Source organism: Microbacterium sp. 05N427 (assembly GCF_056397105.1).
Window position 1 is genome coordinate 101,115 of record NZ_JBFTMT010000006.1, and the last position, 13,877, is coordinate 114,991.

Sequence of the window (13,877 nt, forward strand, 5' to 3'; positions counted from 1 at the left end):
TCGACGTTATCCACAGCCCCCGCCCCTCATCCCGGGCTCAGGTCGCACTTCCCGCGCTGTATCGGCCCCTTCGTGAGCCGAAACCGCGACCCGAACCGAGGGACTGCGACGAGGCCGGCCGGCGAGGTGGCGGAGGGCGGTCAGAGCGGGGGCGGGACCACCGAGTCGCGGAGGATCAGCACCGGAGGGATCGGATCCGACGTGCGGGGGGTCGGCGCGTCCGCATCGGCCCCGCCCGCTCCGGATCCGCTCTCCGCGATGACCTGCGCGACCGCACGCCGCGCGAGCTCCTCGAAGTCCTGGCGCACGGTCGTAAGCGGCGGCCAGGCGTACGCCGCCTCCGGCACGTCATCGAAACCCACGATGCTGATCCGCTCCGGGACGGCTACCCCGGCCGCACGCAGGCCGCCGATCAGGCCGAGCGCCATCTGGTCGTTCGCCGCGAACACCGCGGTCGCCCCCGAGGCGATCACGGACACTGCGGCCTCGTGCCCCGAGCGCGGGCTCCAGTCGCCGCCGAGCACCACGCCGGGCGGCAGACCGCGGGCGGCGAGCTCCTCGGCGAATCCGGCCGCGCGCGCTTCCGCCTCGAGCCAGTCCGCGGGGCCCGCGAGGTGGGCGATCCGCTGGTGCCCGGCATCCGCGAGGGTCGCCACCGCCACTCGCGCTCCGGCACGCTGATCCACGGAGAAGCCCGACCGCTCCGCGGCATGCAGGATGACGACGGGGATCCCGAACCGCAGCGCGTCGAGCACCTCGAGCGTGTGCGCGTGCGGTGCGAACGCGATCATCCCGTCCACGGATTGCGCACGAAGGTGCTCGATCGCGGCGGCGACCGATGTCTCGTCGCCGGAGTCGGCGAACGCCGCGGTGATCCAGTAGCCCGCTTCGCGCGCCGACGCCTCGATGGCGGCCATGCTCCGCGACGGGCCGTATTGCAGGGCGTCCGAGGCGAGCACCCCGATCGTGCGCGTGCGATGCGTGCCCAGCGCCCGCGCAGCGTTGTTCATCCGATAGCCGAGCTCGTCCATCGCCGCCACCACCCGGGCGTGCGTCTCGGGTGCCACATCCGGATGATCGTTGAGCACGCGCGACACGGTCTGCCGCGAGACCCCGGCCCGCGCCGCGACGTCGCGCACCCCCACGGCGCGCTGCGGCTTCGACTCACTCACGCCTGAGAGTGTACGGGCCGCTCGCGGATCGCCACGGCCGGCTCGGGTCGCATTCGTCGTGTTCAGGTCGCTGTTCCTGCTCCGCCAGGGGCGTCTGTGCCGCCGAAACTGCGACCTGAGCACCACCCTGCGCCACAGAGAGGGGAGGGGGCAGCCGGCTACAGGCCCAGTCGCTGCAGGTGCGCGTTGCGGAAGCGGGCGGGGGGATCCATCCGCTGCGCGAGCGCCGCGAAGTCGGCCCAGCGGGGGACGCGGCGACGGATCTCCGCAGGATGCAGCGTCGACAGCTTGCCCCAGTGCGGGCGGGCGGTGTCGGGAAGCGCGGCTTCGAGCGCCGGCAGCAGGGCTTCGACCGCGGGCTGGTCCCGTCGCCACGTGAAGTGCAGGCCCACCGCGGCCTCTCCGTACGACGAGCTCAGCCACAGGTCGTCGGCGGCGACCGTGCGGATCTCGTTCACGAGAAGGAGCGGGGCGATCCGGTCGGCCAGCCCGCGGACCGCCTCGATCGCACGCACCGCGTCGCGGCGCGGCACGAGGTACTCGCTCTGCAGCTCCTCCCCCGCCGACGGCGTGAAGTCCCGCCGGAAGTGCGGCAGCCTCTCGTGCCATGGGCCGGACTCGCCGAGCTGCGGAGTGCACGCCTCGGCGGGGGCGCCGAGGATCGGGTGCCGCTGGATCGTGGCCGGTGTCGTGCCGAGCCGCTCCAGCAGATCCCGATCGAGAGCCGGTCCGTCCGCGCGGTTCTTCACCCACAGCTGGTCGGCGTGATCCCGGTCGGTCCAGCGGCTGAAGATGCTGACGCTGGTGCCGAGTGCGGTGACCCGGTCGAACTCGGCGAGCACGCCATCCCACTGCGGCCCTTCATGCACCGTCTGCGCCACGTCGTACATCGGCTCCACGTCGAGTTCGAGCTCGACCATCACCCCGAGCGCGCCGAGCGAGACGACCGCCCCGGCGAAGTCGGCGTCGCCGCGACGCAGGGTGCGCTCTCCGTCCGGTCCTGCGAACGTGACGGCGCGCACGGCCGTGGCGAGGGATCCGATCCCGTCGCCGGAGCCGTGCGTCCCCGTGGAGACGGCGCCCGCGACGGAGATGTGCGGCAGCGATGCGAGGTTCGCCAGGGCGAGCCCGCGGCGCTGCAGTTCGACCCCGAGTTCGCCGTAGCGCATGCCCCCTGGTACGCGCACGGCATCAGGCGCGGTCTGCTCGACCACCGCCGGCATCGCGGAGAGGTCGATGAGGGTGCCCGTCGTGTCGGCGATCGCGTTGAAGCTGTGCCGGGATCCGAGCGGGCGGAGTGGGCCCGGTGCCGAGAGGACGTCCTGCAGCTCCTCGCGTGTTCGCGGGAGCGCGATCGCCGCCGCGCCGTAGTGCAGGTTCCCCGCCCAGTTCGTGCCGATGCCCATCGCCACATCATAGGGCCAGTGTTACATCGTTGAATCAACGTCGGTCCGGCTGCCGCCCATCCGGGCATAGGCTGAGCGCATGGCAGCCGGGACGCGCGCGACGATGCGAGACGTCGCGTCGCTGGCCGGGGTCTCGGCGAAGACCGTGTCCAACGTCGTGACCGGCGCGACCTTCGTGCGCGAGGACACCCGCGAGCGGGTCGAGCAGGCGATGCGCAAGCTCGACTTCGTGCCCAACCTCAGCGCCCGCAGCCTGCGCAACGGCCGCTCTGGCGTGATCGCGGTGGCGCTGCCTTATCTTGCGACGTCGTTCTCCGCCGAGCTGCTCGACCACATCGTCCAGGCCGCCAGGCTCAAGGGCTTCGCCGTGCAGGTCGAGCAGACCGGATCCGAGCCGCGCCGCGAACGCGAACTGCTCTCCCGCGCTCGCTCGCACCTCGTCGACGGCCTGATCCTGAACCCGATCCGCCTAGAGGACAGCGCCCTCACGGACGAGGACCGGCAGCTGCCCGTCGTGCTCATCGGCGAGGTCGAACAGCAGCTCGCCGACCACGTCGGGATCGACAGCGTGGCGGGGGCGGCCGATATGGCCCGGCACGTCATCGCTCGCGGCGCCCGCCGCATCGCCGTCGTCGGCGGCGATGACCAGCACGCGATCGCGACCGCGACCAGCCGGCTCCGCCTGCACGGCGTGCGTCAGGCCCTCGCCGAAGCCGGCCTCCCCGCCGACCCCCGGCTGACCGTCAACCACGCCGAGTGGACCATCGCGGGCGGAGCCGAGGCTACTGCCGAGCTGCTCTCGCGCGGCGTGCCGTTCGACGCCATCATCGGCTTCACGGATTCGCTCGCGACCGGAGCCCTGCACGTGCTGCACGGCCGCGGGATCCGGGTGCCGGACGATGTGCTGGTCACCGGCTTCGACGACGTGGAGCTCTCCCGCTTCACCGAACCGGCCCTGTCGACCGTGCAGATCGACAGGGCCGCCTTCGCCGGTTCCGCGGTCGACCTGCTCGCCGAACGGATCGCGGATCCTGCCGGGACGCCGCGCTCGATCACCGTGCCGCATCGGCTCGTCGTACGCGACAGCACGGGCGCCGCGCCCCGCGGGTGGACCCCCGGGTCCTGAGCTCGTCTGCTCCCGGATCAGGTCGGCGCGGTGCCCGTGACCGGTCTCAGAAATCTCTTGCGCGGGCCATTCCATCGATGTAATGATGTCCGCATCCCCGATCGTCCACGAAGGAGTGACGATGACCCCACCTCTCGATCTGAACCGGCGGCAGTTCCTCGGCGCCGCGGGCCTCACCGCCGGTGCCGCCCTGCTCGCCGGCTGCGCTCCGTCCGCCGCTGTCCCCTCCGGCCCCCGTACCCTGCAGTTCTGGCACCTGCTCTCCGGCGGCGACGGCGTCACGATGTCGGGCCTGCTCGACGCCGTGAACAAGAAGCAGTCCGCCTATCGGATCCGCCCCACCGTGCTCGCCTGGGGCACCCCGTACTACACGAAGCTCGCCATGGCCGCAGCCGGCGGGCGGGCCCCCGACGTCGCGATCATGCACGCCACCCGCGTGCTCGGCTGGGCCCCCGGCGGCCTCCTCGACGCCTGGGACACCGGACGCCTGGCAGACCTCGGCGTGGACTCGTCCACGTTCCCGGATCCGATCTGGAAGAAGGGCGAGGTCGACGGCAGGCGCCTCAGCATCGCCCTCGACGCGCACCCCTTCGTGCTCATGTACAACACCGACGTCTGCCGGAAGGCGGGCGTGCTCGACCAGGACGGCCGGCTGAAGGAGGCGACGACCTCCGAGGAGTTCCTCGCCATGGTCGATGCGATCGCCGGCGTCACCGGCGGGCACGGCCTCTCCTACGGCTACCTCGGTGACGGCTCCCAGATGTGGCGGCTCTTCTACACGCTGTACACGCAGCACGGCCTCGAGATGGAGATGCCGCAGGGCGGTCCGGCCGTCATCGACAAGGACGCCGCCGTCGCCTCGCTCGAGTTCATGCAGAAGCTGCTCGACGGCAAACGCGCAGCCAAGCAGGCCGACTACGGCACCGCCGTGGCGGAGTTCGCGACCGGCAAGAGCGGCATGTTCCTCAGCGGAGTATGGGAGCTGCGCACGATGCAGGCCGCGAAGATCCCCTTCGACATCGCGATGATCCCGCCGATCTTCGGGACCAGGACCGCCTATGCGGATTCCCACTCCTTCGTGCTGCCGCATCAGACCCGTCCCGACGCCGCGAGCCGCGACCTCGTGTACCGCTTCGTCGCGGACATGCTGAAGGGCTCGTTCGGCTGGGCAGAGGCGGGGCACATCCCCGCCTACCTTCCGGTCACCGAGTCCGCGAAATACGCCGACCTCGTCCCCCAGGCGCACTACGCCGAGGCCGCGAAGTTCGTGCGCTACGACCCGCCCGCATGGTTCACCGGCTCCGGCTCCAATTTTCAAGGGCAGTTCGGCGCCGCCGCGCAGCCCGCGCTCCTCACGGGCGGCAGCGCCTCCGATGCCGTCGACCGCTTCGAGCAGGCCGTCAAGGGCTTCCTCGGCCAACCCAATCCCGCCGATCCGGAAGGAGCACGGAGATGACCGCGACCGCCACCCCCACCACGACGACGATCGTCACCGGCCGCGCCGCGTCCCGCGCCACACGACGGCATGCGGGCGGATCCAAGGGCACCGAGCAGCTGATCGGCTGGGCGTTCCTCACGCCGTTCTTGATCGCGTTCGCCCTGTTCCTCGCCTGGCCGATCCTGCACGGGCTCTACCTGAGCTTCACCGACCAGTCCCTCACCGGCTCCGGCGGAGGGTTCATCGGGTTCGCGAACTACGTCGAGGCGCTCACCGATCCCGTCATGTGGGGTTCGTTCGGCAACACGGTGTGGTTCACCGTGCTCTCGACCATCCCGCTCGTCGTCATCGCGCTCGTCATGGCCGTGCTGGTCGACCGCGGCCTTCCCGGCCAGTGGCTGTGGCGGCTCTCGTTCTTCATGCCGTACCTGCTGGCCTCCACCGTCATCTCGCAGATCTGGATCTGGATCTTCAACCCGCAGATCGGCGCCGCGAACAACGTGCTCAAGGCCTTCGGTCTCGAGCCGATCGCCTGGCTGCAGGATCCGAAGATCAACATGCTCGCGATCGTCGTCGCGACCGTGTGGTGGACGGTCGGCTTCAACTTCCTGCTGTACCTCGCCGCGCTCCAGAACATTCCGCAGCAGCAGTACGAAGCGGCGTCGCTCGACGGCGCGGGCGGCTGGCGGCAGTTCTGGTCGATCACGCTCCCGCAGCTGGGCCCGGCGACGACGCTCATCGGCCTGCTGCAGATCCTCGCCTCGCTCAAGCTTTTCGATCAGGCGTACCAGATGCTCGGCGGCCTCTCCAGCGACACCACCCGCTCGATCGTGCAGTACATCTACGAGACCGGCTTCGTCGGCTACCGGTTCGGCTACTCGGCGGCGATCTCGTACGTCTTCTTCGCGATCATCATCATCCTCGGYGTCGTCCAGACGCTGATCACCCGTCGGCGGAAGGACGCCCGATGACCACCGCGACCCGCACTCTCGTCGCCCCTGGCGCCCTGCGCGCCCGCACCCGCCGGCCGATCGGCCGCCGGTTCACCGTCCTCACCGTCCTCGCCTTCGCCGTGCTGCTGATCCTCGCGATCGGGTGGCTGCTCCCGTTCCTGTGGGCGGTCGCCACGGCGTTCAAGACCGAGACCGACGCCGCGTCGGGCGACCCGGGCTGGATCGGCGCGAGCGGACCGACGGCGCAGGCGTTCACCGCGATCCTGTCGCAGGGCAACGTGTATCTCTGGGCGTGGAACAGCCTGTGGACCGCGACCGCCGTGACCGTGATCACGGTCACGATCTCGGCCCTCGCCGCCTACGCGTTCTCCCGGCTCGACTTCCGCGGGCGCAAGTGGCTGTTCGTCGTGGTCATCGCCGCAATCGTCGTGCCGCCGCAGGTGCTGATCATCCCGCTGTTCTACGAAATGCTGGCGTTCAACCTGGTCGACACGCACTGGGGCCTGATCCTGCCGCAGGTCGTGGCGCCGGCGATGGTGTTCATCCTGAAGCGGTTCTTCGACGCGATCCCCGTCGAGCTCGAGGATGCGGCTCGCGTGGACGGCGCGAGCAGGTTCCGGGTGTTCTGGTCGATCGTGCTGCCGCTGAGCCGCCCGATCCTCGCCTCCGTCGCGATCTTCGTGTTCATCGGCGCGTGGAACAACTTCCTGTGGCCCTTCCTCGTCATCAACGACACCAGCCTGATGACCCTTCCGGTCGGCCTGCAGACCGTCATCAGCGCCTATGGAGTGCAGTACGCGCAGGTCATGGCCCAGGCCGTGCTCGCCGCGCTCCCGCTCATCATCGTGTTCCTCATCTTCCAGAAGCAGATCGTCAAGGGAGTCGCCACCAGCGGCTTCGGCGGTCAATGACCCGAACGGATCCAACCCCATGCCCCACGCCCGCATCACCATCGACCGCGACTTCACGATCGCCGACGTCCCTCGCCGCCTGTTCGGCCAGTTCGTCGAGCACATGGGCCGCTGCGTCTACACCGGGATCTACGAACCGGGCCATGCCGCGGCCGATGCTCGCGGCTTCCGCACCGACGTGCTCGAGCTCGTGCGCGAGCTCGGCCCGACTGTGATCCGCTACCCCGGAGGGAACTTCGTCTCCGGCTACCGCTGGGAGGACGGCGTGGGACCTGCCGAGGACCGCCCGGTACGGATCGACGGCGCCTGGCACACCATCGAGACGAACGCGTTCGGTCTGCACGAGTTCATGGACTGGTCGCGCGAAGCCGAGGTCGAGGTCATGGAGGCGATCAACCTCGGCACCCGCGGGGTCGAGGAGGCGCGCGCGCTCGTCGAGTACGCGAACCACCCCGGCGGCACGTACTGGTCGGATCTGCGCCGCCGCAACGGCGCGGAGGATCCCTTCGGCATCAAGCTGTGGTGCCTCGGCAACGAGCTCGACGGCCCGTGGCAGATCGGCCACAAGACGCCCGCCGAGTACGGACGCCTCGCGCAGGAGACCGCGAAGGCTATGAAGCTCGTGGATCCGAGCATCGAGCTCGTCGCCGTCGGATCCTCGAACCGGCAGATGCCGACCTTCGGCACCTGGGAGCACACCGTGCTCACGCACGCGTACGACGAGGTGGACTACATCTCGATGCACGCGTACTACCAGGAGCACGACGGCGACGCGGCGTCCTTCCTCGCCGAGGCGGTCGACATGGACGCGTTCATCGACGGCGTCGTCGCGACGATCGACGCCGTCAAGGCCGCGGGCAAGCACACCAAGCAGGTGGACATCTCGTTCGACGAGTGGAACGTCTGGTATCAGTCGGGTCTGGACTCCGAGGACCAGCCGCACCAGGTGGAGAAGTCCTGGCGCGAGCACCCGCGCCTGATCGAGGACACCTACAACGTCACGGACGCCGTGGTCGTCGGAACGTTCCTGCACAGCCTGCTGCGGCACGGCGACCGGGTGAAGATCGCCAACCAGGCCCAGCTCGTGAACGTGATCGCTCCGATCCGGTCGGAGGAGGGCGGCCCCGCCTGGCGGCAGTCGATCTTCTGGCCGTTCGCCCGCATGGCTCGGATGGCGAAGGGGCGGATCCTGCGTCTCGCGGTCTCCTCCACGAAGGCCCCGACCGCGCGCTACGGCGATGTGGACGAGGTCGACGCCGTCGCGACCTGGGATGAGGAGTCGGGCCGCCTCGCGCTGTTCGTCGCGAACCGGTCGCTCGATGCCGACGCCACGGTGGACCTGGATCTGCACGGACTGCGCGCGACCGCCCTGCGCTCGGCCGAGGTGCTCTCGGTGCCGGAGGGCGGGGATCGGCACACCGCCAACGTGCTCGACGCGCCGGATGCGGTGGGGCTCCGCCCGCTGGAGGGCGTGGCCCTGGACGACGGCGCCGTGCGCCTGACCCTGCCAGCGCTGTCCTGGTCYGCCGTAGAGCTGGACGTGGCACGCGCCTAGCCAGCCCGCAGACGCGCAGGTCGCACTTTCGGCGCTGCCAACGGCTCCGAGCGAGCCGGAAGTGCGACCTGCGCGGGCCAAGCGGGCCAAGTGCGACCCGAGCCGACCGAGTCCGACGAACGGGCGTCAGCCCAATGGATCCGCCAGCAGCCGCTCGAAGGCCGCATCGGCCGCGCCGATCAGCAGGCGGTCCGCACCGAGCGCAGCCGCCGAGATCCGCAGCCCCTCGGCCGAGGGGGCGAGGGCACGCCCGCGGACCTCCTCGTCGAAGGCCTCCGGATCGAGATCCCGCAGGATCCCGAGGAAGCCGCCCAGCACGATCATCGCCGGGTTCAGCACGTTCACTGCGTTGCCGAGGGTCGCGGCCAGGATGCGGCGCTGCCGCGCGACCTCGGCGACAGCAGGACCGTCTTCGGACGCGGCCAGCGTCGCACGGAGCTCGGCGTCATCGGGCGCGACGAGAGCTGCGGCCTCCACGAGTCTGGCGCGGTTGACCTCGTCCTCGAGCACACCGCCCTCCGCCCGGCGATCGGCCGCATCCGCGACGCTCGCCGCCGTCTGCCCCCACTCGCCGGCGTATCCGCCGACGCCGCCGATGAGCCTGCCGTGCAGGATGAGCCCGCCGCCGATGCCGCTGGCGCCGCCGTTCAGATACACCACGTCCTCGTGCTCGCGCGCTGCGCCGAAGAGACGCTCCGCACGGGCGCCGAGCGACGCGTCGTTGCCGACCACGACATCGAGCGCCAGCGCAGCGGCGAGGGGTCCCGCGATGTCGGCGTCGCGCCACTCGAGGTGAGGCGCGAAGCGCACCTCGCCATCCGCGGCGCGAACGAGGCCCGGCACCGCGACGCCGATGCCTTCGATGCGGCATCCCTCCAGCGCACCGGTGCGCCAGCCCGCGACGACGCCGGCGACGATCTCGACGACGTCTGCGACGTCCGGTCGATCGACGGGGATCCGCACCCGCTCGCGCACCGCGCCGCCCAGCGACACCGCGCCGATCTCGACGGCGTCGATCTCGGGGTTCACGCCGATCGCGACGACGCCGGGACCGGGCACGACCACAGGGGAGGGCCGCCCCACCCGCCGTGTGGGATCAGGCTCGTGCTCCTCGACGAGTCCCGCCTCGACCAGGCGACCGACCAGATCCGAGACCGTGGAGCGGTTCAGCCCGGTCTCCGCGGTGATCACCGCGCGCGAGCGCGGGCCCGAGTGATGCACGAGGCGCAGCACTTCGGCGAGGTTGGTGCGCCGCACCCCCTCGACGGTCGTGGCGCGTTCGTTCATGCGGCGTCTCGCTTCCTGCACGCGGTGGGACTCCCAGGCTACCGATCGCCGGGAGCCGGCCGCGCAGGCGCGTACTCGAATCGGGCGATGCGCACCTCGCCCCGCGGTTCCGCGCCGGCGCTCGTCGCGAAGGCGCCGATCCAGAGTCCGAGGAAGCCGCCCGTGGAGGACGCGTCCAGCTCGCGCCCGTCCGCCAGGACGGATTCGGCYCCGCCGCACCGGAACGTGTAGTCGTATCCGCGCCCGCTCAGCCCGAGTTCCACCTCGTCCGCCCCCGGCAGCGTGCCGAGATCCCGCCGCTGCAGGTCGCCGGCACGGCAGCGCTCCGACACGAGTCGCAGTCCCTCCGCGGTACGCACGACCGCGAGCGCCACATGATCCCGTTCGGACTGCCGCAGCACGATGCCCGCACTCTCCCCGTGGACGAGTCCTCCCACGTCCAGCACGCACCGTACATCGACGTCCGCGTGCTGTTGCCGCACACCCAGGAAAGCCTGCGCCGACGGATCCCGCAGAGTCGCGGCGCGCACCGGGATCCGCCATGCGCCGTCCCGTACGGACCCGACCTCGGCGGGCAGGGCGCGCAGCGCCGTCCATCGCGGATCGGAGGGGCCGACGACCCCCGCCACACGGTCGTCGGGCTGCCAGGAGCCGGATGGCGCTGCGCCGACCGCCCAGGGGGCGGGGACCGCGGCCGGCAGGCGTCCCGCGTCCGGGGCGAACACCGGCCAGCCGTCCTCCCACGACAGCGGGCACAGGAACGTCTCGCGCCCGAGGGGGTAGTGCCGCCCGTCGGCCGCGCGCATCGCGAGCATCACGGCGTGCCAGGATCCGTCCGGCGCCTGCACGAGGTCGGCGTGCCCGGCTCCGATCACGGCGCTCCCCCGTCCCAGGTGCCGGTGCGTGAAGACCGGGTTCGCCGGGCTGCCGATGTACGGACCGGTGATCTCGTCGGCGCGCGCCACGCTCACCGCGTGGTGGAACTCGGTGCCCCCTTCCGCAGCGACGAGGAGCCAGCGGCCGTCGATGCGGTACAGGTGCGGACCCTCGGCCCACACCGCGCCACGCACGGCACCGCGCCAGATCACGTGCTCGTCACCGATCAGCACACGCCGCGCAGGCGAGTACTCGCGCACCCACACCTCGGTCTGGTCATGCCATTCCGGCTCGGCTGCCAGGCGGGTGCCGTGCAGCCAGACGCGCCCTTCGTCGTCGAAGGCGATCGACGGATCGATGCCCTCGGCGTCGAGCATGACCGGGTCGCTCCACGGACCAGCGGGGTCCGTCGCCGTGACGAGGAAGTTCCCGCCGCGGGACGGATCCTCCCGGTCGACCAGCGTGCACGCGACCCAGAACCGACCGAGCCCGTACCGGATGGTCGGTGCGTAGAGGCCTCCGGAGGATCCGATCCCGTCGAAGTCGAGCATCCCGGGCCGGTCGACGACGTGTCCGATCGTCTCCCACCGCGCCAGATCGCGCGAGCGCAGCACCGGCAGCCCGGGGAGGTATTCGAACGTCGAGCACACCAGGTAGTACCAGTCCCCCGCGCGGCAGATCGACGGATCCGGGTGACACCCGGGCAGGAACGGGTTGGGGATCTCGATCACGTGAAGGACACCGCCACCACCCTGGCGTCCGCGGCGGTGACCTCGTGCACGCCGCCGGTGAGCACGAGCGGGAGAGCGGCTGTGGCGGTGCCGGGAAGATCCCGACGCTCCGGCGCGCGCTCGTTCGAGATCGCGCCGCCGGTGACCCCGGCGATCTCGGGCACCGGGGCGGCGGCCTCCGCGTGGGAGGCGGCCCACACGCGCACCTCGCCCGGTTCGACGACTCTCCGCATGCGCCGGTCGCTGAACGCGAACCGTGCGGCCGGCACCTCGAACCGCACCGTGCGACGCTCTCCGGGATCGAGCTCGATCCTCGCGTAGCCGAGCAGCTGCGCGACCGGGCGGGTGACGCTCGCGGCGACATCCCGTCCGTACAGCTGCACGACCTCGGCTCCGCGCCGATCTCCGATGTTCGCCACGACCACCGTCGCACCGAACCCGCCGCTCGTGGGCGCTTCGGCCGACACCTCGAACGCCTCGTACGCGAAGGTCGTGTACGACAGCCCGAAGCCGAACGGCCGCAACGGGGTCGGATCCGCGGACGTGACGTCGGAGGGACCGCCGAGGATCGGATGCAGATAGCTGTAGGGCTGAGACCCGGACGATCGCGGCAGGCTGAGCGGCAGTCGCCCCGAGGGCGTCGTGCCGCCGATGAGGACGTCGGCGATCGCGGTGCCGCCGGCCTCCCCGGGGAAGAACGCCTGCAGCACCGCGCCCGGACGCGCGGCCCCTTCGAGCGCCCAGTCGATCGCGTAGAGCCTGCCGGTGAGCATCACCGCGACCACCGGCGTGCCGGTCGCCACCACGTGCTCGACGAGTTCGCGCTGCACGCCGGGCAGGTCGAGCGACTCCACGTCGTTGCCCTCGCCGACCGTGCCGCGCCCGAACAGCCCCGCCTGGTCACCGACGACGACGACCGCGATCTCGGCGTCCGCCGCGGCCCGCGCGGCATCCGCGAAGCCGGACCGATCATCGCCCTCCACCTCGGCCCCGCGCACGTGCACGATCTCCGCGCCGGGCAGGGCGGCGGCCAGCGCCTCGCGCACCGTCGCGATCTCGATGCCGAGATCGTGATCCGGGTGATGGGCGAGCACGTGGTTCGCGAACGAGTAGCAGCCCTGCAAGGCCTCCGTACGATCGGCGTTCGGCCCGATGAGCGCGATGCGCCGGGTCGTCCTCGCCAGCGGAAGGACGCCGTCGTTGGAGAGCATCACGAGCGACTCCGCGGCCAGGCGGCGCGCGACCTCGCGGTGCTGAGGAGTGTCGAGGTCGATGACCGCGGGCGGGTCGTCCTCGAAGACATCGGGCTCGAGCAGTCCGAGCTGCTCCTTCTGGGCGAGGACGCGGATCACCGCGCGATCCAGATATCCCTCGTCGAGCGCACCCGAACGGATCCGCTCGATCAGCGGCGATGCATAGGCGTCGCCCGAGGGCAGCTCGACGTCGATCCCCGCCCGCAGCGCGAGCTCGGCGGCTTCGCCCCGGTCGGCAGCCAGCGCATGCATGATCTCGAGGAAGGCGATGGCGAAGTAGTCGGCCACCACGACGCCGTCGAAGCCGAGCCGCTCCCGGAGCACGCCGGTCAGCAGCTCCGGATCCGAGGCGACGGGCACGCCGTCGATCTCGGCGTAGCTGTTCATCACGCTGCGCACCCCGCCGTCGCGGATCGCCATCTCGAAAGGCGGCAGGAAGACGTCGGCGACCTCGCGCGGCCCCGCGGAGACCGGCGCGTGATTGCGTCCGGCCCGGGATCCGGAATAGCCGAGGAAGTGCTTCAGGGTGGCGTGCACGCCGGCGGACTGCAGGCCCTGCACATAGGCCGTGCCGACCGTGCCCACCAGGTACGGATCCTCGCCGATGCACTCATCGACCCTGCCCCAACGCGGATCGCGCACGACGTCGAGCACGGGCGCGAGCCCCTGATGGATGCCGAGGCTCCGCATCGATGCGCCGATGAGGGCGCCCATCTCCGCGACGAGCTCCGGGTCGAACGAGGCGCCCCACGCCAGCGGGGTCGGGAAGGTCGCGGCCTTCCACGCGGCGAGACCTGTCAGGCACTCCTCGTGCACGAGCGCGGGGATGCCGAGGCGCGTCTCGCGTTTCAGCCGGCGCTGCTCGGCCCACAGCCATCCGGCGCGCTCGGCCGGCTCGACGGGCCGGGTGCCGTACACGCGGGTGTAGTGGCCGATGCCGTGTCGCGTCACCTCCGCGAGGGCGTCGTGGCGACCGGCCGCCGCCATCTCGTTCTGCAGCGGGGCTACGACCTCGCCGCCCTGGTCGAGCCAGTAGCCGACGAGTTGCGCGGCCTTCTCCTCGAGCGTCATCTGCGCGAGCAGTGCTCCGACGCGCTCGGAGGCGATCGGGAAGGCCGGGATCTCCTCCGTCGCGGGGACGGTCTCCAGGGACGTGTCCGAAACCATGC

General features: G+C 71.2%; 10 protein-coding genes. 5 read left to right on the forward strand and 5 right to left on the reverse strand.

The window, feature by feature from the left end; all coding sequences use genetic code 11:
- Positions 1–140: 140 nt before the first annotated feature.
- Both AC1DG4_RS07190 and AC1DG4_RS07195 read right to left on the reverse strand, forming a co-directional pair.
- Positions 141–1,172, reverse strand: a complete 1,032-nt coding sequence (locus AC1DG4_RS07190; protein WP_477375827.1) for a LacI family DNA-binding transcriptional regulator — start codon at positions 1,170–1,172, stop codon at positions 141–143.
- Positions 1,173–1,330: 158 nt separating this feature from the next.
- Positions 1,331–2,578 (reverse strand): FAD-binding protein, encoded by a 1,248-nt coding sequence (locus tag AC1DG4_RS07195; protein WP_477375825.1) that lies wholly within the window; start codon positions 2,576–2,578, stop codon positions 1,331–1,333.
- Between the two features lie 79 nt (positions 2,579–2,657).
- On the opposite strand from AC1DG4_RS07195, the gene AC1DG4_RS07200 reads away from it, so the two are divergent.
- From AC1DG4_RS07200 to arfA, 5 genes are all read left to right on the forward strand, one after another.
- A complete protein-coding gene (locus AC1DG4_RS07200; RefSeq protein WP_477375823.1) occupies positions 2,658–3,704 on the forward strand; it encodes a LacI family DNA-binding transcriptional regulator in 1,047 nt (348 codons plus the stop codon).
- A gap of 121 nt (positions 3,705–3,825) precedes the next feature.
- Positions 3,826–5,160, forward strand: coding sequence for an extracellular solute-binding protein (locus AC1DG4_RS07205; protein WP_477375821.1), 1,335 nt, complete (start codon positions 3,826–3,828; stop codon positions 5,158–5,160).
- Entirely contained in the window at positions 5,157–6,113 is a 957-nt protein-coding gene (locus AC1DG4_RS07210) for a carbohydrate ABC transporter permease (RefSeq protein ID WP_477375819.1), read from the forward strand. Before AC1DG4_RS07205 ends, AC1DG4_RS07210 begins: the two co-directional genes overlap by 4 nt.
- Positions 6,110–7,006 (forward strand): carbohydrate ABC transporter permease, encoded by an 897-nt coding sequence (locus tag AC1DG4_RS07215; protein WP_477375817.1) that lies wholly within the window; start codon positions 6,110–6,112, stop codon positions 7,004–7,006. Before AC1DG4_RS07210 ends, AC1DG4_RS07215 begins: the two co-directional genes overlap by 4 nt.
- A gap of 19 nt (positions 7,007–7,025) precedes the next feature.
- The gene (arfA, locus tag AC1DG4_RS07220) at positions 7,026–8,561 is read left to right on the forward strand and encodes an arabinosylfuranosidase ArfA (RefSeq protein ID WP_477375815.1); all 1,536 of its coding nucleotides are present in this window, start codon (positions 7,026–7,028) and stop codon (positions 8,559–8,561) included.
- 126 nt (positions 8,562–8,687) lie between these two features.
- Here the strand turns inward: arfA and AC1DG4_RS07225 are convergent, their stop codons facing one another.
- The 3 genes from AC1DG4_RS07225 to AC1DG4_RS07235 are packed head-to-tail and all read right to left on the reverse strand — an operon-like array spanning position 8,688 to position 13,875.
- Entirely contained in the window at positions 8,688–9,848 is a 1,161-nt protein-coding gene (locus tag AC1DG4_RS07225) for an ROK family transcriptional regulator (protein WP_477375813.1), read from the reverse strand.
- A gap of 38 nt (positions 9,849–9,886) precedes the next feature.
- Positions 9,887–11,455: a glycoside hydrolase family 43 protein gene (locus AC1DG4_RS07230; RefSeq protein ID WP_477375811.1), complete on the reverse strand. Its 1,569-nt coding sequence runs from the start codon at positions 11,453–11,455 to the stop codon at positions 9,887–9,889.
- Positions 11,452–13,875, reverse strand: a complete 2,424-nt coding sequence (locus AC1DG4_RS07235; RefSeq protein ID WP_477375809.1) for a beta-xylosidase/alpha-l-arabinosidase — start codon at positions 13,873–13,875, stop codon at positions 11,452–11,454. Before AC1DG4_RS07235 ends, AC1DG4_RS07230 begins: the two co-directional genes overlap by 4 nt.
- Between the last annotated feature and the right edge of the window lie 2 nt (positions 13,876–13,877).